This is a genomic window from Streptomyces sp. NPDC127595, assembly GCF_042671685.1.
Lineage (GTDB): Bacteria > Actinomycetota > Actinomycetes > Streptomycetales > Streptomycetaceae > Streptomyces.
Genome location: NZ_JBHXWK010000008.1, coordinates 252,857 through 279,521, shown reverse-complemented (window position 1 = coordinate 279,521; position 26,665 = coordinate 252,857). Strand labels below are relative to the sequence as shown.

The 26,665-nt window shown below is 69.7% G+C and carries 21 protein-coding genes; 12 read left to right on the top strand and 9 right to left on the bottom strand.

Annotated features, from left to right (window positions below):
* Positions 1-3 precede the first annotated feature (3 nt).
* The 9 genes from ACFVKT_RS26100 (at position 4) to ACFVKT_RS26060 (ending at position 12,318) form a co-directional block, all read left to right on the top strand.
* Positions 4-936 (top strand): carbohydrate ABC transporter permease, encoded by a 933-nt coding sequence (locus ACFVKT_RS26100; protein ID WP_385735483.1) that lies wholly within the window; start codon positions 4-6, stop codon positions 934-936.
* A 14-nt stretch (positions 937-950) separates the two neighbouring features.
* Positions 951-1,889: a carbohydrate ABC transporter permease gene (locus ACFVKT_RS26095; RefSeq protein ID WP_385735481.1), complete on the top strand. Its 939-nt coding sequence runs from the start codon at positions 951-953 to the stop codon at positions 1,887-1,889.
* Positions 1,890-2,129: 240 nt separating this feature from the next.
* On the top strand, positions 2,130-3,329 hold the full coding sequence (locus ACFVKT_RS26090) for an ROK family transcriptional regulator (protein ID WP_385735479.1): 1,200 nt from the start codon (positions 2,130-2,132) through the stop codon (positions 3,327-3,329).
* A 122-nt stretch (positions 3,330-3,451) separates the two neighbouring features.
* Entirely contained in the window at positions 3,452-4,537 is a 1,086-nt protein-coding gene (locus ACFVKT_RS26085) for a sugar ABC transporter substrate-binding protein (protein ID WP_385735477.1), read from the top strand.
* 288 nt (positions 4,538-4,825) lie between these two features.
* Complete coding sequence (locus tag ACFVKT_RS26080) at positions 4,826-5,617, top strand: ATP-binding cassette domain-containing protein (RefSeq protein ID WP_365426421.1); 792 nt, start codon at positions 4,826-4,828, stop codon at positions 5,615-5,617.
* Complete coding sequence (locus ACFVKT_RS26075) at positions 5,614-6,942, top strand: sugar ABC transporter permease (RefSeq protein WP_385735475.1); 1,329 nt, start codon at positions 5,614-5,616, stop codon at positions 6,940-6,942. Before ACFVKT_RS26080 ends, ACFVKT_RS26075 begins: the two co-directional genes overlap by 4 nt.
* Positions 6,943-7,156: 214 nt before the next feature.
* Positions 7,157-9,106 carry a 1-deoxy-D-xylulose-5-phosphate synthase gene (gene dxs, locus ACFVKT_RS26070; protein WP_385735473.1) on the top strand — a complete coding sequence of 650 codons (1,950 nt, stop codon included), beginning with the start codon at positions 7,157-7,159 and terminating at the stop codon, positions 9,104-9,106.
* Positions 9,107-9,251: 145 nt separating this feature from the next.
* Positions 9,252-10,775 carry an amino acid permease gene (locus ACFVKT_RS26065; RefSeq protein WP_385735471.1) on the top strand — a complete coding sequence of 508 codons (1,524 nt, stop codon included), beginning with the start codon at positions 9,252-9,254 and terminating at the stop codon, positions 10,773-10,775.
* Between the two features lie 85 nt (positions 10,776-10,860).
* Positions 10,861-12,318: an ArnT family glycosyltransferase gene (locus ACFVKT_RS26060; protein WP_385735469.1), complete on the top strand. Its 1,458-nt coding sequence runs from the start codon at positions 10,861-10,863 to the stop codon at positions 12,316-12,318.
* Positions 12,319-12,513: 195 nt separating this feature from the next.
* Here ACFVKT_RS26060 and ACFVKT_RS26055 read toward each other — a convergent pair whose 3' ends face one another.
* The 6 genes from ACFVKT_RS26055 to ACFVKT_RS26030 form a co-directional block, all read right to left on the bottom strand.
* A complete protein-coding gene (locus ACFVKT_RS26055; RefSeq protein WP_385735467.1) occupies positions 12,514-12,879 on the bottom strand; it encodes an NTP pyrophosphohydrolase in 366 nt (121 codons plus the stop codon).
* 150 nt (positions 12,880-13,029) lie between these two features.
* Positions 13,030-15,156 carry a 3-hydroxyacyl-CoA dehydrogenase NAD-binding domain-containing protein gene (locus tag ACFVKT_RS26050; protein WP_385735465.1) on the bottom strand — a complete coding sequence of 709 codons (2,127 nt, stop codon included), beginning with the start codon at positions 15,154-15,156 and terminating at the stop codon, positions 13,030-13,032.
* Positions 15,153-16,379, bottom strand: a complete 1,227-nt coding sequence (locus tag ACFVKT_RS26045; protein ID WP_385735463.1) for a thiolase family protein — start codon at positions 16,377-16,379, stop codon at positions 15,153-15,155. Before ACFVKT_RS26045 ends, ACFVKT_RS26050 begins: the two co-directional genes overlap by 4 nt.
* A 309-nt stretch (positions 16,380-16,688) precedes the next feature.
* Positions 16,689-17,966: a ribonuclease D gene (locus ACFVKT_RS26040; RefSeq protein ID WP_385735461.1), complete on the bottom strand. Its 1,278-nt coding sequence runs from the start codon at positions 17,964-17,966 to the stop codon at positions 16,689-16,691.
* Between the two features lie 330 nt (positions 17,967-18,296).
* Complete coding sequence (locus ACFVKT_RS26035; protein ID WP_385735459.1) at positions 18,297-18,959, bottom strand: LuxR C-terminal-related transcriptional regulator; 663 nt, start codon at positions 18,957-18,959, stop codon at positions 18,297-18,299.
* Between the two features lie 369 nt (positions 18,960-19,328).
* Entirely contained in the window at positions 19,329-19,955 is a 627-nt protein-coding gene (locus ACFVKT_RS26030) for a DUF3000 domain-containing protein (protein ID WP_385735704.1), read from the bottom strand.
* Positions 19,956-20,179: 224 nt separating this feature from the next.
* Here ACFVKT_RS26030 and hemE point away from each other — a divergent pair, with 224 nt between their 5' ends.
* Complete coding sequence (gene hemE / locus ACFVKT_RS26025) at positions 20,180-21,247, top strand: uroporphyrinogen decarboxylase (RefSeq protein ID WP_385735457.1); 1,068 nt, start codon at positions 20,180-20,182, stop codon at positions 21,245-21,247.
* Positions 21,248-21,251: 4 nt separating this feature from the next.
* On the opposite strand, the gene ACFVKT_RS26020 is transcribed toward hemE, so the two are convergent.
* Positions 21,252-22,067 carry a rhomboid family intramembrane serine protease gene (locus ACFVKT_RS26020; protein ID WP_385735456.1) on the bottom strand — a complete coding sequence of 272 codons (816 nt, stop codon included), beginning with the start codon at positions 22,065-22,067 and terminating at the stop codon, positions 21,252-21,254.
* Positions 22,068-22,229: 162 nt separating this feature from the next.
* Here ACFVKT_RS26020 and ACFVKT_RS26015 point away from each other — a divergent pair, with 162 nt between their 5' ends.
* The gene (locus tag ACFVKT_RS26015) at positions 22,230-22,568 is read left to right on the top strand and encodes a hypothetical protein (RefSeq protein ID WP_385735454.1); all 339 of its coding nucleotides are present in this window, start codon (positions 22,230-22,232) and stop codon (positions 22,566-22,568) included.
* Between the two features lie 28 nt (positions 22,569-22,596).
* On the opposite strand, the gene ACFVKT_RS26010 is transcribed toward ACFVKT_RS26015, so the two are convergent.
* Both ACFVKT_RS26010 and ACFVKT_RS26005 read right to left on the bottom strand, forming a co-directional pair.
* Positions 22,597-24,009, bottom strand: a complete 1,413-nt coding sequence (locus tag ACFVKT_RS26010; RefSeq protein WP_385735453.1) for an FAD-dependent oxidoreductase — start codon at positions 24,007-24,009, stop codon at positions 22,597-22,599.
* A gap of 27 nt (positions 24,010-24,036) precedes the next feature.
* Positions 24,037-25,041: a DUF4349 domain-containing protein gene (locus ACFVKT_RS26005; RefSeq protein WP_385735451.1), complete on the bottom strand. Its 1,005-nt coding sequence runs from the start codon at positions 25,039-25,041 to the stop codon at positions 24,037-24,039.
* A gap of 160 nt (positions 25,042-25,201) precedes the next feature.
* Between ACFVKT_RS26005 and hemG the strand changes: the two genes are divergently transcribed.
* On the top strand, positions 25,202-26,662 hold the full coding sequence (hemG, locus tag ACFVKT_RS26000) for a protoporphyrinogen oxidase (protein ID WP_385735449.1): 1,461 nt from the start codon (positions 25,202-25,204) through the stop codon (positions 26,660-26,662).
* Positions 26,663-26,665: the final 3 nt, after the last annotated feature.

Below are 26,665 nucleotides of genomic sequence, written 5' to 3'. Positions count from 1 at the left end.
GCCATGCGAAAAGGGCAGTACCGGTTTGTCGCGGGGTTTCTCCTCGCACCATTGGCTCTGTATCTGATCTTCGTGATCTGGCCGTACATACAGACCATCGGCTACTCCTTCACCGACTGGCAGGGGCAGTCGCAGACATTCAGTTTCGTCGGTCTGGACAACTACAAGGCGTTGTTCCAGGACGACATCTTCCTGGGTGCGATCTGGCACAACGTCCTGTTCCTGGTGTTCATCCCGGTGATCACCATCCTGCTCGCCCTGTTCTTCGCCTTCATGGTGAATGCGGGCGGGCGGGGCGGCGCCGGCGGAGTGCAGGGCGTCACCGGTTCGGGCTTCTACAAAATCGTCTACTTCTTCCCGCAGGTGCTTTCGCTGGCGATCCTCGCGGTGCTCTTCGGGGCGGTCTACCGAAGCGACGAGGGCGGTCTGCTCAACGGTGTCCTGGTCAAACTGGGCCTGGTGGACGCGAACAGCCCGATCGAGTGGATGAACGAGCCCAACCTGGTGCTGTGGTGCCTGATGGCCGTGGTCGTCTGGCACGGCGTCGGATTCTACCTGGTGCTGTTCTCGGCGGCGATGCAGTCCGTCCCGAAGGACATCTACGAGTCGGCACTGCTCGACGGCGCGGGCCGCGCGCAGACCTTCTTCCGGGTGACCCTGCCGCTGCTGTGGGACACCGTGCAGACCGCCTGGGTGTATCTGGGCATCATCGCGATGGACATGTTCGTCCTGGTCTCCACCATGACCTCGGGCACCGGCTACGGCGGCGGCCCCGACCACCACAGTGACGTCATGGCGAACGTGATGATGCGCAACTTCCTCTACTTCGGAAAGAGCGGCTACGCCTGCGCCATGGGCGTGATCATGCTGCTCCTCACCCTGATCCTGTCCGTGGTCACGCTGCGCGCCACCCGCCGCGAGCGCATCGAGTTCTGAGGCGGAGACAGATTATGAGCGCACCCATCAAGGAGCCGACGCAGACCGGCAACGGCATCCCCGGCCAGCGGGCGCCCGGCAAGGCGCCGCCCCGTCCGGGCGGCGCCGGTCGCAGCGAGGGCGTCACCCTCAACGCCTTCTCGCACGGATTCCTCGTCCTGTGGGCCGTGTTGATCATCCTTCCGCTGATCTGGCTGGTCCTGAGCTCCTTCAAGACCGACGCGCAGATCGGCGGCTCGGCGCTGAGCTGGCCGTCGAACTGGCAGCTCGACGTCTTCGGCAGGGCCTGGGATAAAGGCATCGGCGACTACTTCACCAACACCCTCATCGTGCTCGTCTTCTCGGTCCCGCTGACCATGCTCTTCGGCTCGATGGGGGCCTACGTCCTGGCCCGCTACGAGTTCCCGGGCAACCGCTTCATCTACTACTTCTTCGTCGGCGGGGCGATGTTCCCCGTGTTCCTCGCCCTGGTGCCGCTGTTCTTCATGGTCAAGCGTCTCGACATGTTGAACACGTACCAGGGGCTGATCCTGGTCTACATCGCCTACTCGATGCCGTTCACCGTCTTCTTCATGCACGCCTTTTTCCGGACACTTCCCACGGCGGTCTTCGAGGCGGCGATCCTCGACGGCGCCTCGCACACCCGGGCCTTCTTCCAGGTCATGCTGCCCATGGCCAAGCCCGGTCTGCTGAGCGTCGGCATCTTCAACGTCCTCGGGCAGTGGAACCAGTACATCCTCCCGTCGGTCCTGATGCAGCCGCAGAAGGGCGGCGATCCCGAGCGCTATGTCCTGACCCAGGGCCTCATCCAGCTTCAGCAGCAGCAGGGTTACGCCACCGACCTTCCCGTCCTCTTCGCGGGCGTGACCATCGCGATGGTTCCGATGCTCGTCGTGTACCTCTCCTTCCAGCGTCAGGTGCAAGGAGGCCTCACTTCGGCGACGCTCAAGTAGCGCTTCGAGACCCCCTTCGTGTTCGCCGCCTCCGACCCGGGAGTGGCGAGGATGTGTCCGCAGGGTGACGGAAACGGAACGGGGTCAGGCGGCCCCGATTTTCGTCAAGGACTTGACTGCGGTAACCCGTTCAGCGGAGCTTGGAGTTCACAACTTGTAGTGACCCGGGTTCCGCTGCTGTGACCCGGATCACATGGGTGGCATCGGGGCCGCCCGCTTAGGGCAGGAGTGGATGAGTCGATGGAGACTCCGGGGTCGCAGTCGTCGCTGCACCGAGCCAATCTCGAGCGCGTCGTGCGTGCGGTGCGCCTGGCGGGTTCACTCACGCAGGCGGAGATCGCGAGGACGACGGGCCTGTCCGCGGCGACCGTCTCCAATATCGTCCGCGAGCTCAAGGACGGGGGAACGGTCGAGGTCACCCCCACTTCGGCGGGCGGCCGCAGGGCCCGCAGTGTCAGCCTCAGCGGCGACGCGGGCATCGTCATCGGCGTCGACTTCGGCCATACGCATCTGCGGGTCGCGGTCGGGAACCTCGCCCATCAGGTGCTCGCCGAGGAGTCCGAGCCGCTCGATGTGGACGCCTCCGCCGCGCAGGGCTTCGACCGGGCGGAAGAGCTGGTCAGCCGCCTGATCGCGGTGACCGGGGTGGACCGCTCGAAGATCGCCGGTGTGGGTCTCGGCGTGCCGGGGCCGATCGACGTCGAGTCGGGGACCCTCGGCTCCACCGCCATCCTGCCGGGCTGGACCGGCACGAAGCCCGCCGAGGAGCTCGGCGGACGCCTCGGAGTGCCGGTGCACGTGGACAACGACGCCAATCTCGGCGCGCTGGGGGAGCTGGTCTGGGGCGGCGGGCGCGGGGTCAGGGACCTGGCGTACATCAAGGTCGCGAGCGGTGTGGGCGCGGGCCTGGTGATCAACGGCAAGATCTACCGGGGGCCTGGTGGCACGGCCGGGGAAATAGGGCATATCACCCTTGATGAGTCCGGCCCGGTCTGCCGCTGCGGCAACCGGGGCTGCCTGGAGACCTTCACGGCCGCCCGGTACGTACTGCCACTCCTCCAGTCCAGTCACGGCACGGATCTGAGCATGGAAGGCGTCGTCAGGCTGGCGAGGGACGGCGATCCGGGCTGCCGCCGGGTGATCGCCGACGTCGGCCGCCATATCGGGAGCGGCGTAGCGAATCTGTGCAATTTGCTCAACCCCAGCCGGGTGGTCCTGGGTGGCGATCTCGCCGAGGCCGGGGAACTGGTCCTGGGGCCCATAAGAGAGTCGGTCGGCCGGTACGCGATCCCCAGTGCCGCACGTCAACTCACGGTGCTACCAGGGGCCCTTGGCGGCCGTGCGGAGGTCCTCGGGGCGCTCGCTCTGGCGCTCAGCGAGATGGGCGATTCAACCCTTTTGGACGGGTCGCTGACGGCTGCGACCCCCGCCTTCACTTAGAGAACGCAGTGGGCCGTTGCCATCTCGTTAAGTATTTACTTCTTGACGTCGCACGCATGGCCGAGTTGACTTCGAGCCACCTCGGCCGCAACGACGCGGCCTCGTCAGGGAGGTTTCACCAAATGAACACGTTCGCGCGTCGTGCCGCAGTGGCTCTCACCGCCACCGCGATGGCAGCGTCGCTCGCCGCTTGCGGCGAGGCCGGGGATGGCGGCAGCTCGTCCAGCGACAACAAGACGATCGGTCTTCTGCTTCCCGAGAGCAAGACCACGCGTTACGAGTCGTTCGACTACCCGCTGATCAAGGCGAAGGTCGCGGAGCTCTGCTCCGACTGCAAGGTCGACTACAAGAACGCCAGCGAGAACGTCTCCACCCAGAAGCAGCAGTTCGACGACCTGATCACCTCCGGCGTGAAGGTCATCATCCTTGACACGGTGGACTCCCCGTCCGCCAAGGCGTGGGTGCAGGAAGCCGCCGACAAGGACGTGAAGGTCGTCGCCTACGACCGCCTCGCCGAGGGCCCGGTCTCCGCGTACGTCTCCTTCGACAACGAGAAGGTCGGCGAGCTCCAGGGCCAGGCCCTGGTCGACGCGCTGGGCTCCAAGGCCGCCACCGCCAACGTGGTGATGATCAACGGCAAGGAGAGCGACCCGAACGCCGCGCTGTTCAAGGCGGGCGCGCACTCGGTCCTCGACACCAAGGTCGGCAAGATCGTCTACGAGCAGTCCGGTGAGTGGGACCCGGCCGTCGCGGGCCAGAAGGTCGGCGCCGCCATCACCTCGCTCGGCAAGGACGGCTTCGACGCGGTCTACTCCGCGAACGACGGCATGGCCGGCGGCATCATCGCCGCCCTCGAGTCGGCCGGCATCAAGAACATCCCGGTCGGCGGTCAGGACTCCGAGCTCGCCGCCCTCCAGCGGATCCTCGCCGGCACCCAGTCCTTCACGATCTACAAGCCGTACAAGCCGGAGGCCGAGAAGACCGCCGAGATCGCGGTCAACCTCCTGAACGGCAAGTCGATCGACTCGCTGGCCGACAGCAAGAGCGACAGCCCCAGCAACAAGGGCATCCCGTCGTCGCTGCTGCAGCCGACCGTCGTGACCAAGGACAACATCAAGGACACCGTCGTCAAGGACGGTCTCTGGAAGGCGTCCGACATCTGCACCGCCGACTACGCCGCGGCCTGCAAGGCAGCCGGCATCGAGTAAATCCGCAGAACCGGTACGGCGCCCCGCCACCTCAGCTGCCCCGCGAACGGGGCGGGGCGCCCTACCCACTGCCGGATCCTCACCACCGGCCGCCGCCCTGACCAGGGAGCCGCGCGGCCGGTGGATTTCCACCCCCCTCAGGGCCGCATCCCCCCGCGGCTCTTGCACAACTCAGTTTTTCGCGCGTTGATGCGGACGTAAGCCCGTTCCTGGGGCTGACCACCAGCCCCGTTCCCGGGCGCTGCTCGTCCAGCGCGCGGTATCCCCGCCGGTCAGGCGGCGAAGGAGATGGTTCACGTGTCCGCTACGCCCGTGCTGGCGTTGCGCGGAGTGTCCAAGCGGTTCGGTGCGGTTCAGGCGCTCACCGATGTCGATCTGGATGTTTCCGCAGGCCAAGTGGTCGCCCTGGTGGGTGACAACGGCGCCGGTAAGTCGACGCTCGTCAAGACGATCGCGGGTGTCCACCCGATCGACGAGGGCGTCATCGAGTGGGAGGGCAAGCCCGTCTCGATCGGCCGGCCGCACGACGCCCAGAACCTGGGCGTCGCCACCGTCTACCAGGACCTCGCCCTGTGCGACAACCTGGACGTCGTGGCCAACCTCTTCCTCGGACGTGAGCTCGGCAAGGCAGCCGTGCTCGACGAGGTCGCCATGGAGAAGCGGGCCAAGGAGCTCCTTGACACCCTCTCCATCCGCATCCCCAGCGTGCGCATCCCGATCGCCTCGCTCTCCGGCGGCCAGCGCCAGGTCGTGGCGATCGCCCGCGCCCTGGTCGGCAACCCCAAGGTCGTGATCCTCGACGAGCCCACCGCGGCTCTCGGCGTCGAGCAGACCGCGCAGGTTCTCGACCTGGTCGAGCGACTGCGCGAGCGCGGCCTCGCCGTCATCCTCATCACCCACAACATGGCTGATGCGAAGGCCGTCGCCGACGAGGTGGCGGTTCTGCGGCTCGGCCGCAACAACGGTGTCTTCGAAGTGAAGAGCACCTCCCAGGAAGAAATCATCTCCGCCATCACGGGCGCCACGGACAACGCCGTGACCCGTCGTGCGGCCCGTAGCAACGGGGAGGTTCAGAAGTGAGCACCGACAAGACCTCCACGTCCGAGGCCACCGACGCGAGCGAGGCGGTCACGCCTCAGGACGAGCACATCGTCGAGAATCCGGAAGCCGCCGCCGGGGCCAACCCCGCGGTCGACCCCCGGCTGCTCATCCGTGAAGAGGGCATCAGCGGCTACCTCACCGAGTTCAAGCGGAAGCTCCGCGGTGGCGAACTCGGCGCCGTTCCGGTCGTCTCCGGCCTGATCATCATCTGGGCCATCTTCCAGTCCACCACCGGGCGCTTCCTGGAGCCGGACAACCTCAGCAACATCGCGCAGTACATCGTCGGCCCCGGCCTCATCGCCACCGGCATCGTCTTCGTGCTGCTGCTCGGTGAGATCGACCTGTCGGCCGGTTCCGTCGCCGGTCTGACCGCGGCGCTCGCCGCCGTGATGGCCGTCAAGAACGGCATGAACGAGACACAGGCCGTGATCCTCGCGCTGCTCGCCGCAGCCGCCATCGGCGCGCTGCACGGCTTCTTCTTCGCCAAGGTCGGCGTCCCGGCGTTCGTCGTCACCCTGGCCGGCTTCCTGGGCTGGAGCGGTCTACAGCTCCAGGTCCTGGGCAACACGCTCTCGCTCAACAACATCGCCGACGGTGTCATCTACTCGCTGAACAACACCTACTTCTCCAACGTCGCCTGGGCCAACACCGCGGCTGTCATCGCGGTCGCCGTCCACGTGCTGTCCCAGCTCAGCGACCGGCGCCGGCGCAAGGCCGTCGATCTGCCGCACCGCCCCCTGAGCGAGGTCGCGCTGCGCTCCGGCGTCGTCGCGGCGCTCGCCTTCGGTGTCGCGGCCGTCTTCAACCAGGCCCGCGGCTTGCCGCTCGGCATCACGATCTTCCTGGTCATCGTCGTGGTCTCCAGCTTCGTGCTGCGCCGCACCCGCTACGGCCGGCAGATCTTCGCCGTCGGTGGCGGCATCGAGGCCGCTCGCCGTGCCGGTATCAACGTCGCCTGGATCCGTATCTCGGTGTTCACCATCTCCGGGTTCCTCGCGGGTCTCGGCGGTCTGTTCATCGCCTCGCAGTCCGGTGTCGCGGACAGCAACCTCGGCGGCGGCAACACCCTGATGATGTCCATCGCGGCGGCCGTCATCGGCGGCACCAGCCTCTTCGGCGGCCGGGGCACCCCCTGGTCGGCGGTGCTCGGCATCCTGGTCATCCAGTCGATCATCACGGGCCTGTACATGGGAGGCAGCTCCACCCAGGCCGTGCAGTTCATGATCACCGGAGTGGTCCTGCTGGCCGCCGTCGTCCTGGACTCGGTCTCGCGCCGTACCCAGAAGTCGGCCGGTCGCGCCTAGCGCTCGCACCCCTGATCGAAGTGCCCGGTACCAATGGCGGTACCGGGCACTTCTATGTCCGGACATAGCGAGCCGGTGAGGGAACGCCCGTACGACGATTTACGGCCGTTCGCGTGACGTACAACGCACAGCCCGGACGCCGACATGAAAGGCGGAACATTAGACTCGACAGACCCGGCAGAAGCTCGAACAGCTCTATCGCAAGGAGGCACGGGTGCCGCTGCTGACCCGCATCAGGGGACCGCGCGATCTGGACCGGCTCAGTCTGGAGCAGCTGGACCAGCTGGCAGGCGAGATCAGGACCTTTCTCGTCGACGCGGTCTCCAAGACCGGCGGCCACCTCGGGCCGAACCTCGGTGTCGTGGAGCTGACGATCGCCCTGCACCGTGTCTTCGAGTCGCCCAGGGACCGGGTGCTGTGGGACACGGGCCATCAGTCCTACGTCCACAAGCTGCTCACCGGCCGTCAGGACTTCTCGAAGCTGAAGATGAAGGGCGGCCTCTCCGGCTACCCCTCACAGGCCGAGTCCGAGCACGACGTCATCGAGAACTCGCACGCCTCCACCGTCCTCGGCTGGGCCGACGGCCTCGCGAAGGCGAACCAGGTTCTGGAGCGCGACGACCACGTGGTCGCGGTCATCGGCGACGGCGCCCTCACCGGCGGCATGGCCTGGGAAGCGCTCAACAACATCGCCGACGCCAAGGACCGCCCCCTGGTGATCGTCGTCAACGACAACGAGCGCTCCTACGCACCGACCATCGGCGGCCTCGCGAACCACCTGGCGACCCTGCGTACCACCGACGGCTACGAGCGCTTCCTGGCCCGCGGCAAGGACCTCCTGGGCCGCACCCCGGTCGTCGGCAAGCCCCTCTACGAGACCCTGCACGGCGCCAAGAAGGGCCTCAAGGACTTCATCGCCCCGCAGGGCATGTTCGAGGACCTCGGCCTCAAGTACGTCGGCCCGATCGACGGCCACGACATCGAGGCCCTGGAGTCCGCGCTCGCCCGCGCCAAGCGCTTCGGCGGCCCGGTCATCGTGCACTGCCTCACCGAGAAGGGCCGCGGCTACCAGCCCGCCCTCCAGGACGAGGCGGACCGCTTCCACGCCGTCGGCAAGATCCACCCCGACACGGGCCTGCCGATCGCCTCCTCCGGCGCCGACTGGACCTCCGTCTTCGGCGAGGAGATGGTCAAGCTCGGCGAGGAGCGCAAGGACATCGTCGCCATCACGGCCGCGATGCTCCAGCCGGTCGGCCTCGACAAATTCGCCAAGGCCTTCCCCAAACGGGTGTACGACGTCGGAATTGCCGAGCAGCACGCCGCCGTCTCCGCGGCCGGCCTCGCCACCGGCGGACTGCACCCCGTCTTCGCCGTCTACGCGACCTTCCTCAACCGCGCCTTCGACCAGGTCCTGATGGACGTGGCGCTGCACAAGTGCGGTGTCACCTTCGTCCTCGACCGCGCGGGCGTCACCGGCACGGACGGCGCCTCGCACAACGGCATGTGGGACATGTCGATCCTCCAGGTCGTGCCGAGCCTGCGGCTGGCCGCGCCGCGCGACGCCGACCAGGTCCGCGCCCAGCTTCGCGAGGCCGTCGAGGTCACCGACGCGCCCACCGTGGTCCGCTTCTCCAAGGGCGCGGTCGGCCCGGCCGTCCCCGCCCTGGGCCGGATCGGCGGCATGGACGTGCTGCGTGAGCCGGGCACCGACAACCCGGACGTCCTGCTCGTCTCGGTCGGCGCCCTCGCGCCGATGTGCCTGGAGATCGCCGGACTCCTCGACAAGCAGGGCATCTCCACGACCGTCGTCGACCCGCGCTGGGTCAAGCCTGTCGACGAGTCCATGGCCCCGCTCGCCGAGCAGCACCGGGTGGTCGTCACCGTCGAGGACAACTCCCGCGTCGGAGGCGTCGGTTCGACGATCGCGCAGGCCCTGCGCGACGCGGGCGTGGACGTACCGCTGCGCGACTTCGGCATCCCGCCGCGCTTCCTCGACCACGCCTCCCGCAAGGAGGTCATGACGGAGATCGGCCTGACCGCGCCGGACATCGCCCGCCAGGTCACCGGCCTGGTGTCCAAGCTCGACGGGCGGTTCGAGCGCACCACCGCGGAAGCCGTGGACGCCGTGAACGCCGTCGACGCGGTGCAGCCCGCGCGCGACTGACGTACCCCATAGGTCCCTTGGGCCGGTTTCATCACTCTGAAGGGGTGGTGAAACCGGCCCATTCGCGTGAACATGTCCGCGCCGGGGCATGCGCAGCACACGCCCCCTCGATCATGTCGAGGACGTCAAGCGTGGAGGTACACCCGTGAGCAGCACCGTCTTCAGAACGAAGAAGATCGAACAGTCGATCTTGGACACTGAGGAGCCGGAGCACGCACTCAAGAAGTCGCTGTCCGCCCTGGATCTCACCGTCTTCGGCGTCGGAGTCATCATCGGCACCGGCATCTTCGTGCTCACCGGCACGGTCGCCAAGAACAACGCCGGCCCCGCCGTCGCCCTGGCCTTCGTGGTGTCCGGGGTCGTCTGCGCACTCGCCGCCATCTGCTACGCCGAGTTCGCGTCCACGGTCCCGGTGGCCGGCTCGGCCTACACCTTCTCGTACGCCTCGCTCGGCGAGCTGCCCGCCTGGATCATCGGCTGGGACCTGGTGCTGGAGTTCGCGCTCGGCACGGCGGTGGTCGCCGTCGGCTGGTCCGGTTACGTCGCCTCGCTCCTCGACAACGCGGGCTGGCACCTGCCGGAGGCGCTCAGCGGAAGAGAAGGGGCCGACGGCTTCGGCTTCGACATCCTGGCCGCCGCCCTCGTACTGGTACTCACCGGCATCCTCGTGCTCGGCATGAAGCTCTCCGCGCGGATCACCTCGCTCGTCGTCGCCATCAAGGTGACCGTCGTCCTCGTCGTGATCGTCGCAGGCGCCTTCTTCATCAAGGGCGACAACTACGACCCGTTCATCCCGAAGGCGCAGACCGTGGAGGCCGGCGCCGATCTCCAGTCTCCGCTCATCCAGCTGATGTTCGGCTGGGCGCCCTCCAACTTCGGCGTGATGGGCATCTTCACCGCCGCCTCGGTCGTCTTCTTCGCCTTCATCGGCTTCGACGTCGTGGCCACGGCCGCCGAGGAGACGAAGAACCCGCAGCGGGACATGCCACGGGGCATCCTCGGCTCGCTGGTCATCTGCACCACCCTGTACGTCGCGGTGGCGATCGTCGTGACCGGTATGCAGAAGTACACCGACCTGTCCGTCGACGCCCCGCTCGCCGACGCGTTCAAGGCCACCGGGCACCCGTGGTTCGCGGGCTTCATCAGCTTCGGCGCCGCCGTCGGCCTGACCACGGTCTGCATGATCCTGCTTCTGGGCCAGACCCGGGTCTTCTTCGCGATGAGCCGCGACGGACTGCTGCCGCGGTTCTTCTCGCACGTCCACCCGCGCTTCAGGACCCCGCACCGGCCGACCATCCTGCTCGGCGTCATCATCGCGATCCTCGCGGGATTCACCAGCCTGAGTGAACTCGCCGAACTGGTGAACATCGGCACGCTGTTCGCCTTCGTCGTCGTCGCGATCGGCGTGATCATCCTCCGGCGCAGCCGCCCCGAGCTGCCCCGCGCCTTCCGCACCCCCCTGGTGCCCTTCCTCCCCATCGTCTCCGTGCTGGCCTCACTGTGGCTGATGCTGAACCTGCCCGCCGAGACCTGGCTGCGGTTCGGCATCTGGATGGTGATCGGCTTCGTCATCTACTTCCTGTACGGGCGTTCGCACAGCCGTCTCGGCCTACAGGAGGAGGCAGCGGCGGGCGCGGTGCCCAAGCCGCAGAACGGCGACTCCAAGTAACTCCCTTACAGAACCCGTATTTTGCTGATCCGGCCCCGTATGTCTCGCTTCGGCGCAGGCGGCGGGGCCGGATAGCGTGCACGGTATGCTCGCCGAGCTCCTGGAATCACCACGCTCCGTAGCCGAGCCGCGAGTAACGGACCGCGGCTACTGGAGACGGCTCCTGCCCGCGCTGGCGCTGCTCGCCTGCGTCACCCGGGCCCCATCCTTCCTCCGTCCGTTGTGGAACCCGGACGAGGGCTATCTCGCCGTACAGGCGCGGATACTGGCGAACGGGGGAGAGCTCTACTCGACCGTCGTGGACCGCAAGCCACCGCTCGTGCCGTGGCTGTACGAGGCGGCCTTCGCGGTGTCCGGTTCGGGCTCGCTCACCTCGGTACGGGTCCTCGCCGTGGTGGCCCAGCTCTGCACTGCCGTCCTGCTCGCCTCGCTTGCCCGGCGCCGCTGGGGCGACCAGGCGGGCCGTACGGCGGGCGTGCTGTATCTGCTGGTCTCCATCGGGCTCAACCCCGAGGACGCGCAGGCCGCGACCTTCGAGGTGTTCATGCTGCCGTGCACCGCCGCGGCGATGTGGTGCGCGGACCGGCGCCGGTGGGGCGCGGCCGGCGCCGCCGTCGCATGCGCGTTCCTGGCGAAGCAGACGGGCGGGGCGGTGCTGGTGCCGGTGGTGTGGCTGCTGTGCCGGCACGGCGCACCACGAACGGGCCTGATGCGCCTCGGAGTTGGAGCCGTCCTGCCCGTCCTCGGTGCGGCGCTGGTCACCGACCCGGCGGGATTCCTCTTCTGGACGGTCACCGGCTCAGGCGCGTACGCCTCCTTCACCGGCTCCGAACTCCATGTCCTGGGCCGGGGGTTGACCAACACCGCGATCCTGGCAGTGGCCTGCGCGGGCCTGGTCCCTCCGGTGGTACGAGTCCTGCGCATCGCCCGCACGGGCTCGGCGGAGCTCTGGCTGTGGCTGGCCTCCTCGGCGGCCGCGGTACTGCTCGGCTTCCACTTCTTCGGCCACTACTACCTGCAACTCATCCCGCCCATCGCCCTGTTGGCGACGGCCGCACTCCAGATCCTGCCCCGCGAGCGGCTGGTGAGGGCCGTCCTCACCTCCGTCTGCTGCTGCACCCTGTTCCTCACCTGGGGCCTGCTCGCCCCGCGCCCGGACCTCCAGCACGCCCAACAGCTCGCGGCCGCGGTCGCCCACCGGACGGACCCCGGTGACCGGGTCCTGGTGTGGGGCATACACCCCGAGATCTACTGGCTCGCCGACCGCACCCCCGCAAGCCGCTTCCTCACCGCCGGCCTCCTCACCAACTACAGCGGCGGCCGCAACGGTCCCCAGGTCGGCGAGAAGTACGCCGTCGAGGGAGCCTGGCCGGTGTTCCGCGCGGAAATGGCGGCCCATCCGCCGGCCCTCGTCATCGACGACTCCCGCGACAAACCGTACGCACCGAACCGGGTCCCGTCGTTGCGACGGCTGCTGGCAGGAGGGTACGAGGAGGCGGGGGTGGTGGACGGGGCGGTGCTGTACGTGCGGGAACGAGGCTAGAGGCGGTGGTTCTCAGCCTGTCCGGCGTTTGAGGACGAGGGCCGCGCCGTCCTGGTCCCCGACCACCGCGGGGGCGGTGGTCTTCAGCCCGTCCGGCGTTTGAGGACGAGGCCGTCCAGGCCGAAGCGGGGGTCTGGGGGGCGGCAGCCCCCAGGGGACGGGAACGGGAAGGGGCGGAGGGGGCGAAAGCATCCCTCACGCGTCCCCTCGTACCGCCCGCGGACCCACCACCTCCGCGCCGAACTCACCCACCCGGCGCCGGAGTTCACGATCCGCCGTGACGACCAGGCAGGGGCGCCCGGCCGCGGCGGCCGCCAGCTCGGTGATCCGGTCGTCCCCGCTCCCGGGCGCCGACTCCACCCGTACGCCGGGCACGGACTCCACGCCCCGGGCGGCACCCTCGACCACGAGGACGATCTCCACCGGCCCCTCGCGCCCGGGGATGCCGTCCGCCGCGAGCCGGTCCCGGAGCCGCTCCGCGGCACCCCGGCGGTCCCGCCACCAGCCGTCGGGGACGGATCCGACGACGTTGGCGGCGTCGATGATCACGAGTGTCGTCACAGGGCCCAGCTTTCCACGCCTGGGCGGACCTCACCGGCAGCCCCCGCTGTCAGGCGGCCTGGTGGCGGGGCAACGGAAGGCGCGGGCGGCGCAAACACCGGTGCCCGGCACGCCAGTTGGCGTGCCGGGCACCTGACGTACGAGATCCGCTTACGCGGGGACGCTGGCCACGCCCTGCGCCAGGAACCTCTTCCCGTTCACCCGCTCCGAGACACCCTCACGGTCCAGGTACGGAGTGATGCCGCCCAGGTGGAAGGGCCATCCCGCACCGGTGATCAGGCAGAGGTCGATGTCCTGCGCCTCGGCGACGACACCCTCGTCGAGCATCAGCCCGATCTCCTGGGCGACGGCGTCGAGGACGCGGTCGCGGACCTGCTCCTCGGTCAGGACGACATCGCCCTGCTTCAGCAGCGCCGCGACCTCGGGGTCGAGCTCGGGCTTCCCGCTGTCGTACACGTAGAAGCCGCGCTTGCCCGCCTTGACGACGGCCGCGAGGTTCGGGGAGACCGTGAAGCGGTCCGGGAAGGCCCGGTTGAGGGTCTCCGAGACGTGCAGGCCGATGGCCGGGCCGACCAGCTCGAGGAGGACGAGGGGAGACATCGGCAGGCCCAGGGGCTCCACCGCCTTCTCCGCGACCTCGACCGGCGTTCCCTCGTCGATGACGTTCTGGATCTCGCCCATGAAGCGGGTGAGGATGCGGTTGACGACGAACGCCGGGGCGTCCTTCACCAGCACGGCCGTCTTCTTGAGCTTCTTGGCGACACCGAAGGCCGTGGCCAGGGAGGCGTCGTCGGTCTGCTCGCCGCGGACGATCTCGAGGAGCGGGAGGATCGCGACCGGGTTGAAGAAGTGGAAACCTACGACCCGCTCGGGGTTCTTCAGCTTCGACGCCATCTCCGTCACCGAGAGGGAGGAGGTGTTGGTCGCCAGGATCGCGTGCGCCGGGGCGACCGCCTCGACCTCCGCGAACACCTGCTGCTTGACGCCGATCTCCTCGAAGACGGCCTCGATGATGAAGTCGGCGTCGGAGAAGCCCTCCGCCTTGTCCAGCACACCGGTGACCAGGGCCTTGAGACGGTTGGCCTTGTCCTGGTTGATCCGGGACTTCAGCAGCAGCTTGTCGATCTCGGCGTGGACGTAGCCCACACCCTTGTCGACGCGCTCCTGGTCGATGTCGGTCAGTACGACCGGCACCTCCAGGCGGCGCAGGAAGAGCAGGGCGAGCTGCGAGGCCATCAGACCCGCGCCCACGACGCCGACCTTGGTGACCGGACGGGCCAACGACTTGTCCGGGGCGCCCGCCGGGCGCTTGCCGCGCTTCTGGACGAGGTTGAACGCGTAGATTCCGGAGCGCAGTTCGCCGCCCATGATCAGGTCGGCGAGCGCAACGTCCTCGGCGTCGTAACCCTTCTGCAGGTCACCGTCCTTGGCCCCGGCGATGATCTCCAGCGCGCGGTATGCGGCAGGCGCCGTACCGTGCACCTTGCTGTCGGCGACGAAGCGGCCCTTGGCCACGGCCTGGTCCCAGGCCTCGCCGCGGTCGATCTCCGGACGCTCGACGGTGATGGCGCCCTTGAGGACGGACGCCGTCCAGATCAGCGACTGCTCCAGGAAGTCGGCGCCCTCGAAGATGGCGTCGGCGATTCCGAGGTCGAAGACCTGCTGGCCCCTGAGCTGCCTGTTCTGGTTGAGCGAGTTCTCGATGATGACGCTCACCGCGCGCTCGGCGCCGATCAGGTTCGGGAGCAGCGTGCAGCCGCCCCAGCCCGGGACCAGACCGAGGAAGACCTCGGGGAGCGAGAACGCGGGGAGCGCCTTGGAGACGGTGCGGTACGCGCAGTGCAGACCGACCTCGACGCCACCGCCCATCGCCGCGCCGTTGTAGTACGCGAAGGTGGGGACGGCCAGCGCCGCGAGCCGCTTGAAGACCTCGTGGCCGCCCTTGCCGATGGCGAGCGCGTCGTCGTGGTTCTTGAGGAGCTCCACGCCCTTGAGGTCCGCGCCGACCGCGAAGATGAACGGCTTGCCGGTGACACCGACACCGACGATCTCGCCGGCCGCGGCCTCCGCCTCCACCTGGTCGATGGCGATGTCGAGCTTCGCCAGCGAGGCCGGGCCGAAGGTGGTCGGCTTGGTGTGGTCGAAGCCGTTGTCGAGCGTGATGAGCGCGAAGCGCCCGGCGCCGAACGGCAGGTCGAGGTGGCGTACGTTCGCCGAGGTCACGACCTCGTCAGGGAACAGCTCGGCCGCACCCTTCAAAAGCTCAGCGGTGCTCACTTGCTGCCTCCGGCGGACTCGAAGTGCGGGTTCTCCCAGATGACCGTCGCGCCCATGCCGAAGCCGACGCACATGGTGGTCAGGCCGTAGCGGACCTCCGGCTGCTCCTCGAACTGGCGGGCCAGCTGCGTCATCAGGCGGACGCCGGAGGAGGCCAGCGGGTGGCCGTACGCGATGGCGCCGCCGTACTGGTTGACGCGCGCGTCGTCGTCGGCGATGCCGTAGTGGTCGAGGAACGCGAGGACCTGGATGGCGAAGGCCTCGTTGATCTCGAAGAGGTTGATGTCCTCGATGGAGAGACCGGCCTTGGCGAGGGCCTTCTCGGTCGCCGGGATCGGGCCGTAGCCCATCACCTCGGGCTCGACGCCCGCGAAGGCGTACGAGACCAGACGCATCCTGACCGGCAGGTTGTTCTCGCGCGCGAAGTCCTCGGACGCGATGATCGACGCGGTGGCGCCGTCGTTCAGACCGGCGGCGTTACCGGCGGTGACCCGGCCGTGCACACGGAACGGCGTCTTGAGACCGGCGAGGTTCTCCAGGGTGGTCCCCGGGCGCATCGGCTCGTCGGCGGTGACCAGGCCCCAGCCCGTCTCACCGACCTCCGGGTTGGTGTTGCGCACCGAGATCGGCACCAGGTCCTGCTGGATCTTGCCGTTGGCGTACGCCTTCGCGGCCTTCTCCTGCGAGCGCACGGCGTACTCGTCGGCGCGCAGCTTGGTGATGTGCGGGTAGCGGTCGTGCAGGTTCTCGGCGGTCATGCCCATGAACAGGGCGGACTCGTCGACCAGCTTCTCGCTGACGAACCGCGGGTTCGGGTCCACGCCCTCGCCCATGGGGTGGCGGCCCATGTGCTCGACACCACCGGCGATGACGGCGTCGTACGCACCGAAGGCGATCGAACCGGCCGTGGCGGTGACCGCGGTCAGCGCGCCCGCACACATGCGGTCGATGGAGTAGCCGGGCACCGACTGGGGGAGCCCGGCGAGGATGCCGGCCGTGCGGCCCAGCGTCAGACCCTGGTCGCCGATCTGCGTGGTCGCGGCGATGGCGACCTCGTCGATCTTCTTGGGGTCGAGCCCGGGGTTGCGGCGCAGCAGCTCCCGGATGGCCTTCACGACGAGATCGTCCGCGCGGGTCTCGTGGTAGATGCCCTTCGGGCCCGCCTTGCCGAACGGGGTGCGGACGCCGTCGACGAAGACGACGTCCCTGACGGTACGAGGCACGATGGCTCTCCTCCAGATGCGGGATGGCACTGCTGCGCGACACACACGCCCTGAGCGCGCGCTCACCCCTCATGCTACTTGCGGGTAACCATGCTGCCCAGTCCCGGAGGCGGGAGCGGCGAAGGTCACACCCGGGATGGGTGTGCGTGAGGCCCCGGGAGGCCCGGGACGTCACGGTCTACGCCGACTTCGACACCCTCTGCCGCTCCGTTCCGCCCGATGATCTTGGCGTGATCTCGACGTCGCGGTGTGCCGCCGTACGGACCGGAGGCGGCCCTGGCGACCCGGCCGCCCCAGTTGTCGAAGCCGTCAGGCCTTCGCCGGAGTGAGCGCCGCCACGAGCACCGGGGTGACCTGCTCGACCTGCCAGGGCCGCGCCCCGTAACCGGCGAGCGCCGCCGCCACGGACTCCGCGTCCGGCTCGGCCGGCGGCTCCCAGCACACCCGCCGCACGGTGTCGGGGGTGATCAGGTTCTCCTGGGGCATGTTCAGCCGCTCGGCGAGTGCAGACACCTCGGCGCGCGCGGCGGAGAGCCGGGCCGCGGCGGCCGGGTCCTTGTCGGCCCAGGCGCGCGGCGGCGGGGGACCGGTCACCGGCTGGCCGGGCTGCGGCAGCTCGGAGTCCGGCAGTTCCTTCGCACGGTCGACGGCGGCCTGCCACTGCTCCAGCTGACGGCGTCCCATGCGGTGCCCGAAGCCGTTCAGCGCGGCCAGGGCGTGCACATTGGCGGGCAGGGAGAGCGCGGCCTCGACGATCGCCGCGTCCCCGAGCACCTTGCCCGGCGAGATGTCCCGGCGCTGCGCGACCCGGTCGCGGGTCTCCCACAGCTCCCGGACGACCGCCATCTGCCGGCGCCTGCGCACCTTGTGCATCCCGGACGTACGCCGCCAGGGATCCTTGCGGGGCGGAGCGGGATCGGCCTGCGCGATCGCGTCGAACTCCTGCCAGGCCCACTCCAGCTTGCCCTGCCGCTCCAGCTCCTTCTCCAGCGCGTCGCGCAGGTCGACAAGGAGCTCCACGTCCAGGGCCGCATACCGCAGCCACGGGTCCGGCAGCGGACGGGTCGACCAGTCGACCGCGGAATGCCCCTTCTCCAGTACGAAGCCGAGCACGCCCTCGACCATGGCGCCGAGGCCCACCCTGGGGAACCCGGCGAGCCGGCCGGCCAGTTCGGTGTCGAAGAGGCGGGAGGGGATCATGCCTATCTCGCGGAGACACGGCAGGTCCTGGGTGGCGGCGTGCAGCACCCACTCCACACCGGAGATCGCCTCGCCGAAGCCCGACAGATCCGGACAGGCCACGGGGTCGATCAGCGCGGTGCCCGCGCCTTCGCGGCGCAGTTGTACCAGGTAGGCGCGCTGACCGTACCGGTATCCGGACGCGCGTTCGGCGTCGACGGCGACGGGGCCGGATCCGGCGGCGAAGGCGGCGATCACCTCGGCGAGCGAGGCGTCGTCGGCGACGACGGGCGGAATACCGTCACGGGGCTCAAGCAAAGGGATCGGCGCCGGTTCGACGTCGTCCGGAGGGGCGCCTCCGGTGGTTCGCAGTGAGCTGTCTTCTGCGGTCTCTTGGGCGTCGGTCACGTGTCAAGGGTATCGGGATGTTCGAGCGGCTGACCTGCATCTTCCAGTCATTGGTCGGTTTACCTGGGAAAACACTGCTCAAGTGGATCTCGTGTCCGCCAGGTGCTTCCTGTCAGGTGTTCCCCCGCGTACTGCGATCGGGTTCCCGGCGTGCCGCGATCGGGCTCTCACGGCCCCCGCCCGGACCCGCAATGCCGCCCCGACAGAGAGCTCCTGGTCCCGTCGAGCCGGTCATGGAAGCGCCCGCCGACTGATGTCCAGTCGGCGGGCGCCGGGGTCGTGAACCAGTCAGGAGAGTGAAAGCTCTGGTTCAGAGGTGAGCGGTGTCGGTCAGTGGATGATTCCCGTGCGCAGGGCCACCGCCACCATCCCGGCGCGGTCGCCCGTGCCGAGCTTGCGGGCGATACGGGCGAGGTGGCTCTTGACGGTCAGAGCGGACAGGCCCATCGAGACGCCGATGGCCTTGTTCGACTGGCCCTCCGCCACCAGCCGAAGCACCTCGACCTCGCGTCCGGAGAGCTCGCGGTAGCCGCCCGGGTGGCTCGGGGAACCCGGGGGGCGGCGGTGCATCCGGGCGGCGGCCGAACCGATCGGCGCGACACCGGGCCGGGTGGGGAGCCCGACGTTGTTACGGGTGCCGGTGACGACGTAGCCCTTGACGCCGCCCGCGAGGGCGTTGCGTACGGCGCCGATGTCGTCGGCGGCGGAGAGGGCGAGGCCGTTGGGCCAGCCCGCGGCACGGGTCTCGGACAGCAGGGTGAGCCCGCTGCCGTCGGGCAGATGGACATCGGCGACGCAGATGTCGCGTGGACTACCGATTCTGGGACGGGCCTCCGCGACGGACGACGCCTCGATGACGTCGCGCACTCCGAGCGCCCACAAATGGCGGGTGACGGTGGAGCGGACCCGGGGGTCGGCCACGACCACCATGGCAGTCGGCTTGTTCGGGCGGTAGGCGACCAGGCTTGCGGGCTGCTCGAGGAGAACGGACACCAGGCCTCCTGGGGGTGCGGGACGGTACCGGCTCTGGGGATGAAGCCGGGACGAACCGTGCTTTCAAGGTCACAGACGTCTTCGGCACCAAACCCGTCCGCCTTTAGAGAATGATCACGATTTGGTGAGTAACAATCCGTGCAATTCGGACACGCGATCGATCATCCGAAGATCGAACCGAGTCGCTCGGCGTCATTCCTCGTCAATACGCGTCCGAAAGTGGGCGTATCGACAAAGAAGCATCGTGAACCGTGCGCGGGAGGAGACGGCGTGCGGAACGGCACGGCGCGCCGAGCCGGACCGCGTGCCGAGCCGGACCGCGCACTGAAGCTGAACCGCACCGCGTACTGAACAGGCAGGCCCGTGTGCTCAGCGGGACTGCGGCCCCCGGCGCTGCGGCAGGCTGACCACCGACGCCTCGCCCGGCGTCACCGGCGGAAGCCCGGCGACCTGGCACAGCAGATCGCACCAGGCGGCGAGATGCGCGGCCGCGTCCGGCACGCCGCCCATGCCCTCCCGTGGCGTCCAGGACGCCCGGATCTCGATCTGGGAGGCGGCAGGGCGCTCCGCGAGGCCGCCGAAGTAGTGCGAACTCGCGCGTGTGACGGTGCCGCTCGGTTCGCCGTACGACAGACCGCGGGCCTGGAGCGCGCCGGTCAGCCACGACCAGCAGACGTCGGGAAGCAGCGGGTCGGCGGCCATCTCCGGCTCCAGCTCCGCGCGCACCAGGGTCACCAGACGGAAGGTGCCCTGCCAGGCGTCGTGCCCCGCCGGGTCGTGCAGCAGCACCAGGCGGCCGTCGGCCAGATCCTCGTCGGCGGCGACAACCGCCGCTTCCAGGGCGTACGCGTGGGGGGCCAGCCGCTTCGGCGCGGGCGTCGGGTCGATCTCGATCTCCGGCCGCAGCCGCGCGCCCTTCAGCGCGTCGACGGCGGCCCGGAAGGGCGGCGGAGCCGTCGCCATCGCATCTCGGTTCCCCTCCTTCGAGTCGTCCATTCCGCCAGCGCCGTCCGACAGTCGTCCCTGAGCCGCAGCCATGCGGGGAAGATTAAGGGGAACGGAGCCTCCGCGCAGGGAGAGACACCCGTGCGTGGGACCACTGTCCGGATCACGCCGCACGAACATGCCTTCGTGCACCCAGGCGTACGGGGCTCTCGGGGCCCGCTCCGCACCGGGTGCCCGGGATTTGTCCGGCGGCGGGGCGTGCGAGACTTTCCGTCGTGAGTGCCAACGACCGCCCTGACGGGCAGCAGCCGCGAGCCACCTACGAATCCGCCTTCCTCAAGGCGTGCAGGCGCGAACCAGTGCCGCACACGCCGGTGTGGTTCATGCGGCAGGCCGGCCGCTCGCTGCCCGAGTACCTCAAGGTGCGCGAGGGCATCGCGATGCTCGACTCCTGCATGCGCCCCGACCTGGTCGCCGAGATCACCCTCCAGCCGGTGCGCCGGCACAACGTGGACGCGGCGATCTACTTCAGCGACATCGTCGTACCCCTGAAGGCCATCGGCATCGACCTCGACATCAAGCCCGGTGTCGGCCCGGTCGTCGCGAAGCCGATCCGCACCCGCGCCGACCTGGCCCAGCTGCGCGACCTGACCCCCGAGGACGTCTGGTACGTCACCGAGGCGATCGGTCTGCTCACGGCGGAGCTCGGCCCGACCCCCCTGATCGGATTCGCGGGCGCGCCTTTCACCCTCGCGAGTTACCTCGTGGAGGGCGGCCCGTCCAAGAACCACGAGCACACCAAGGCGCTCATGTACGGCGATCCGCAGCTCTGGGCCGACCTGCTCGACCGTCTCGCCGAGATCACCTCGGCCTTCCTGAAGGTGCAGATCGAGGCGGGGGCCAGCGCCGTACAGCTCTTCGACTCCTGGGTCGGCGCCCTGGCCCCCGCGGACTACCGGCGCTCGGTGATGCCGGCGTCCACGAAGGTCTTCGACGCGGTGGCGTCGTACGGCGTTCCGCGCATCCACTTCGGCGTCGGCACCGGTGAGCTGCTCGGCCTCATGGGCGAGGCGGGCGCGGACGTCGTCGGCGTCGACTGGCGGGTCCCGCTCGACGTGGCCGCCACGCGCGTCGGACCCGGCAAGGCCCTCCAGGGCAACCTCGACCCGGCCGTCCTGTTCTCCACGACCGAGGCCGTGGAGACGAAGACCTGCGAGGTGCTCGACGCGGCCGCCGGTCTCGAAGGCCATGTCTTCAACCTCGGCCACGGCGTCCCGCCGACCACCGACCCGGACGCGCTGACCCGCCTCGTGGAGTACGTCCACACGCACACCGCGCACTGAGAACTCAGGTGTGCCGCGCCTGTCTGCCCCACAGCAGGCGGCGCGGCTCCGGCGGGGCCGGGGTGCCCGCGCGCAGCGGCCAGGCCAGCAGCATCCCGGCGAGGAAGCCGACCACATGCGCCGCGTACGCCACCGTCCCGGCGTCGGAGACCCCCTCGCCGGACGAGTACACCGCCTGGAGCACGAACCAGAAGCCCAGCACCATCCACGCGGGCAGCCGCAAAGGCAGGAAGACCAGGAACGGGACCAGGACCCACACCCTGGCCTTCGGATAGAACACCAGATACGCGCCCAGCACGCCGGCGATCGCCCCGGAGGCGCCGATCAGCGGGTCGCCCGAGTCGTCGTTCAGGAACGCGAAGCCGTACGCGGCCGCGTAGCCGCAGACGACGTAGAACAGCGTGAACCGCACATGCCCCAGGCGGTCCTCTATGTTGTTGCCGAAGATCAGCAGGAACAGCATGTTGCCCAGCAGGTGCAGCCAACTGCCGTGCAGGAACATCGCGGTGAGCACCGACAGCGCCGGTGACTTGTCGTAGTCCGGCGGGCCCACCACACAGCCGGTGCCCCGCGGACCGGCTCCGGTCGCTCCCGTGGGTACAAGGCCGGGCATCCGATGGTGGATCAGCTCCTGCGGCACCACGGCGTAGTGCTCCAGGAACGCCTGCAGATGGCAGAACTGCGCCAGGCCGCTGTCACCCGCCACGGAGCCGGCCGCGCCGGGCGTGAAGAGGAAGACGAGCACGCTGGCGGCGATCAGCGCGTACGTCACATAGGGCGTACGCCGTACCGGGTTCACGTCATGGACGGGGATGACCACGAAGAAGTACTGCCCCCGATGGGGCGGGCGAATCCGCGGGTAGGCGGGGGCGCGTCGGTGTGGCCGGACAAGCGCGCCTCCACGCCGTTGAACACCTCCACAGCCCCGTGCGTATGTCTTCCCAACCGCCCGAAACGCGACGAAGACGTGAGGACACAGGCGATGAACGACCGAGTCAATCCGCCGATCCATGCCCTGCCCGACGGTGAGGCGGAGATCGCCCTGGTGCTGCACCTGCCCTGGGAAGATGTCGCCGCGCTCGGCCAGGAGGCCGGCCGGCTCGCGGCACGGATGCAGCGTCCGGTGACCCTCGACGAGGCCGTCAGTCACCGGCTGCGCTCCGCCCGGCCCGCCGCCACGCACGCGAAACCGGCCACGGCGATGCCCGCGGCCGCCTCGGCCTCCGTCTCCTCACTGCCCGGGCGGCCGCCCGCCGAGCAGGCCAGGCAGGCCATAGACCGGATCAACGGGTCGACGGCGCCCGGCCACGAGACGGCGTAAAGCGAGCTCCCGGGGAAGCGCCTCGGGATCACGCGCCACGCGCGCGTACCGCCGCGACCGCCTTGCGCGCCGCCACCAGGATGGGATCCCACACCGGTGAGAACGGCGGCGCGTAGCCCAGGTCGAGCGCTGTCATCTGCTCCACGGTCATCCCCGCCGTCAGCGCCACCGCGGCGATGTCGACGCGCTTCGCGGCGCCCTCCCGTCCGACGATCTGTACGCCGAGCAGCCGTCCGGTGCGGCGTTCGGCGAGCATTTTCACGGTCATGAGGTCTGCGCCGGGGTAGTAGCCCGCGCGGCTCGTCGACTCGATGGTAACGGTCTCGAACTGCAGGCCCGCCCTGTGCGCGTCCTTCTCGCGCAGCCCGGTGCGGGCGATCTCCAGGTCGCAGACCTTGCTCACCGCCGTGCCGACGACGCCGGGGAAAATGCCGTAACCGCCGCCCACGTTGGCGCCGATGACCTGCCCGTGCTTGTTGGCGTGCGTGCCAAGGGCGATGTGCCGTTCGCGCCCCGAGACCAGCTCGAGCACCTCGACGCAGTCGCCGCCGGCCCAGATGTTCTCGTGCCCGCGCACCCGCATCGCGAGGTCGGTCAGCAGCCCGCCGTGGTCCCCCAGCGGCAGCCCGGCGGCCCGGGCGAGCGTCGTCTCGGGGCGTACGCCGATGCCGAGCACGACCACGTCCGCCGGGTACTCCGCGTCCTCCGTGGCGATCGCGCGGACCCGCCCGTCCTCGCCGGTGAGCACCTTGGTGACCTCGGCGTCGTTCACCATGGTGATGCCCAGGCCCTCCATGGCGGTGTGCACGATCCGGCCCATGTCGGGGTCGAGCGTGGACATCGGCTCCTTGCCGCGGTTGACGACCGTCACCTCGTACCCGCGGTTGATCAGCGCCTCCGCCATCTCCACGCCGATGTAGCCGGCGCCGACGACCACCGCACGGCGGCCATCCGTCTCGGCCAGCGTGTCCAGGAGCGCCTGTCCGTCGTCCAGGGTCTGCACGCCGTGCACGCCCGGCGCGTCGGCGCCCGGCAGGTCGGGACGGATCGGGCGCGCGCCGGTCGCGATCACGAGTTTGTCGTACGGCGTCCACTCCTCGGCGCCGGACTCGAGGTCGACGGAGCGGACCCGGGCGCCCGCGACGTCGATCTCCGTGACCTCCGTACGCATCCTCAGGCCGATGCCGCGCTCCCGGTGCTCCTCGGGCGTCCGCGCGATCAGCTCGTCACGCTCGGCGACGTCACCGCCCACCCAGTACGGGATGCCGCACGCCGAGTACGAGGTGAAGTGCCCCCGTTCGAACGCCACGATCTCCAGCTCGTCCGGCCCCCGCAGCCGGCGCGCCTGTGACGCGGCGGACATGCCCGCCGCGTCACCGCCGATCACGACCAGTCGCTCTTTCGCCCCGCCGGTGGTACCGCTCGTACGGTTCATGCTCATACGAACACGCTACGGGGGCGCGGCATTTCAGTCCTGCTCGCGTCCCTCCTCGCGCTCCCGGACGGGCGGGGCGACCGGCAGCGTGCCGGCCGGGGAAGCCGCGGCCGGGGCCGGGCGGCGCGGCAGCCGGGTGCGCAGGAGACGTACCCACAGCACCCACAGCGCGAGGAGCAGCGCGGCGCCCGCCGCGAACGGGAGGATCGCGCCGAACGCCACGGCGATCCAGCGCAGCATCGTGACGAACGCGTTCCAGCCGCCCGTGAGCGCGTCCAGGAAGCCCGGGTCGTCGTCCTTCTCCACCTGCTTCACCGGGGTCTCGGACAGCGTCAGGGTGATGGTGGCCAGGCTGGTGCGGTCCTCCAGGGAGGCCTGCTGGGCGAGCAGGGACTCCAGGTCGGCCTGCCGGGTGTTCAACTCGCCTTCCAGGGTGACCACATCGCTGAGCTTGGTGGCCTGGTCCATCAGCTCGCGGATCCGGGCCACGCTGGCCTGCTGCGTCTTGATGCGGCTCTCCACGTCGACGACCTGGTCCGTGACGTCCTGCGCCTTGGCCGTACGTTCCAGGAGCTTGCCGGTGCCTTCCATGTCGGCGAGCACCTCGTCGTACCGCTCGGTGGGCACGCGCAGGACGACGCGGGTGTGCTCGTTGCCCTCCTCGTCCCGGGTGGTGGTCTCGTTGCCGACGAAGCCGCCCGCGTTCGCCGTGGTGGTGCGCGCGTGGTCCAGGGCGTCGGGTACGTCCTTGACCTGCACGGTCAGGGAGGCGGTGCGGATGATCCGGTTCGCGGTGAGGTCCGGGGCCTGGCTGGGAGCCTGAGCCCCGCTCTTACCGGCGTCATCGCCCACGGCACCCTCCTGGACCGCGGCCTTGTCCTGAGTGCCGGCGGCGGAATCGCTGGACGTGCCGCTGTCATCGGCGCCCGAGCAGCCGGTGAGCGCGAGGGCGGCGGCAAGAAGAATCCCGGCCAGGAGCTGAGCGGGGCGTGCGGGCCGTGCGAGACGTACGGGCCGTGCGGAGCTTTGTGTGCGCATCCTGGGCATCCCCCCGAGGGTCGTGACGACTGACGCTCCTTCGACGCCCGGAAGGGGCGGGACGTTGGGGGGATCCGGTCCCGATGCGGTCACGGTCAGGACTCGTGGAGGACACCGGGGGACCGGTGGGGGTGTCAGTGGGGTCTGCGAAAGTGGAGGCATGCGCGCACAGGACACTCGTACGGGTACGGGACACGTCGTTGTCATCGGGGGCGGGATCGCGGGTCTGGCCGCCGCCCACCGACTGCTGGACCGAGGCGTGCGCGTGACCGTCCTGGAGGCCTCGGACCGCGTCGGCGGCAAGCTGCTGCCCGGCGAGATCGCGGGCGCGCGCGTCGATCTGGGTGCCGAGTCGATGCTCGCGCGCCGCCCCGAGGGGGTCGCGCTGGCCCGCGAGGTGGGGCTCGCGGACGATATCCAGCCGCCTGCCACCGCGACGGCGTCGCTCTGGACCCGCGGCACCCTGCGCCCCATGCCCAAGGGGCACGTGATGGGCGTTCCGGGCACCGCCTCCGCCCTCTCCGGCGTCCTGTCGGACGAAGGCCTGCGCCGTATCGAGCGGGACGCCGAGCTGCCCCGCACGGAGGTCGGCGACGACGTGGCGGTGGGGGAGTTCGTGGCCGCCCGCCTCGGCCGCGAAGTGGTCGACCGCCTGGTCGAACCCCTTCTCGGCGGTGTCTACGCGGGCGACGCCTACCGCATCTCCCTGCGCTCCGCGGTTCCCCAGCTCTTCGAGGCCGCCCGCACCCACGACTCCCTGACGGAGGCCGTCCGCGAGATCCAGGCCAAGGCCGCCCGGAACCAGCAGGCGGGACCGGTCTTCATGGGCATCCGCGGAGGCATCGGTCAACTGCCGCTCGCGGTCGCGGAGTCCGTCCGCGCGCGGGGCGCCGAGATCATCACCGGGGCGCCGGTGACGGAGCTGCGCCGGGAGGCACACACCGGCTGGCGGGTCGTCGCCGGAGGCAAGGTCCTCCAGGCCGACGCCGTCGTCCTCGCGCTGCCCGCCCCCGCTGCCGCCACCCTGCTGCGCGCCGAGGCACCCGCCGCCGCGGCCGAGCTGGCCACCGTGGAGTACGCCTCCATGGCGCTCGTCACCCTCGCCTACCGGCGCAGCGAAATCGCCCTCCCCGAAGGGAGCGGTTTTCTCGTGCCGCCCGTTGACGGGCACACCATCAAGGCCTCCACCTTCTCCTCCAGGAAGTGGGGCTGGATCGCGGACGAGAACCCCGACCTCCTCGTCCTGCGGACCTCGGTGGGGCGTTACGGCGAGACGGAGGTGCTCGGACGGGAGGACGACGACCTCGTGGACGTGTCCCGGCACGACCTTCGCGCGGCCACCGGCCTGGACGCCGCGCCGGTCGCGACCCGCGTGACCCGCTGGGACGACGGGCTGCCGCAGTACCCCGTCGGGCACCACGCACGCGTGGCCCGCATCCGCGAACACGTCGGCAAGCTGCCGGGACTCGCCGTCTGCGGCGCGGCCTACGACGGGGTCGGCATCCCCGCCTGCATCGCGAGCGCGTACGCCGCCGTGGACCAGCTCGGCGGCGACCGCGGCGGACTGGACGCGCTGATCACCAACCCGGTGCAGAGCCTGCACGGCGGCGCGGGAGAATAGCCC

Bases quoted from the DNA above. Each gene is read 5' to 3' on its own strand.
- ACFVKT_RS26100 (WP_385735483.1), top strand. From the start codon at position 4: ATGCGAAAAGGGCAGTACCGGTTTGTCGCGGGGTTTCTCCTCGCACCA.
- ACFVKT_RS26095 (WP_385735481.1), top strand. From the start codon at position 951: ATGAGCGCACCCATCAAGGAGCCGACGCAGACCGGCAACGGCATCCCC.
- ACFVKT_RS26090 (WP_385735479.1), top strand. From the start codon at position 2,130: ATGGAGACTCCGGGGTCGCAGTCGTCGCTGCACCGAGCCAATCTCGAG.
- ACFVKT_RS26085 (WP_385735477.1), top strand. From the start codon at position 3,452: ATGAACACGTTCGCGCGTCGTGCCGCAGTGGCTCTCACCGCCACCGCG.
- ACFVKT_RS26080 (WP_365426421.1), top strand. From the start codon at position 4,826: ATGGTTCACGTGTCCGCTACGCCCGTGCTGGCGTTGCGCGGAGTGTCC.
- ACFVKT_RS26060 (WP_385735469.1), top strand. From the start codon at position 10,861: ATGCTCGCCGAGCTCCTGGAATCACCACGCTCCGTAGCCGAGCCGCGA.
- ACFVKT_RS26030 (WP_385735704.1), bottom strand. From the start codon at position 19,955: ATGGACGACTCGAAGGAGGGGAACCGAGATGCGATGGCGACGGCTCCG.
- ACFVKT_RS26015 (WP_385735454.1), top strand. From the start codon at position 22,230: ATGAACGACCGAGTCAATCCGCCGATCCATGCCCTGCCCGACGGTGAG.
- ACFVKT_RS26010 (WP_385735453.1), bottom strand. From the start codon at position 24,009: ATGAGCATGAACCGTACGAGCGGTACCACCGGCGGGGCGAAAGAGCGA.
- ACFVKT_RS26005 (WP_385735451.1), bottom strand. From the start codon at position 25,041: ATGCGCACACAAAGCTCCGCACGGCCCGTACGTCTCGCACGGCCCGCA.
- hemG (WP_385735449.1), top strand. From the start codon at position 25,202: ATGCGCGCACAGGACACTCGTACGGGTACGGGACACGTCGTTGTCATC.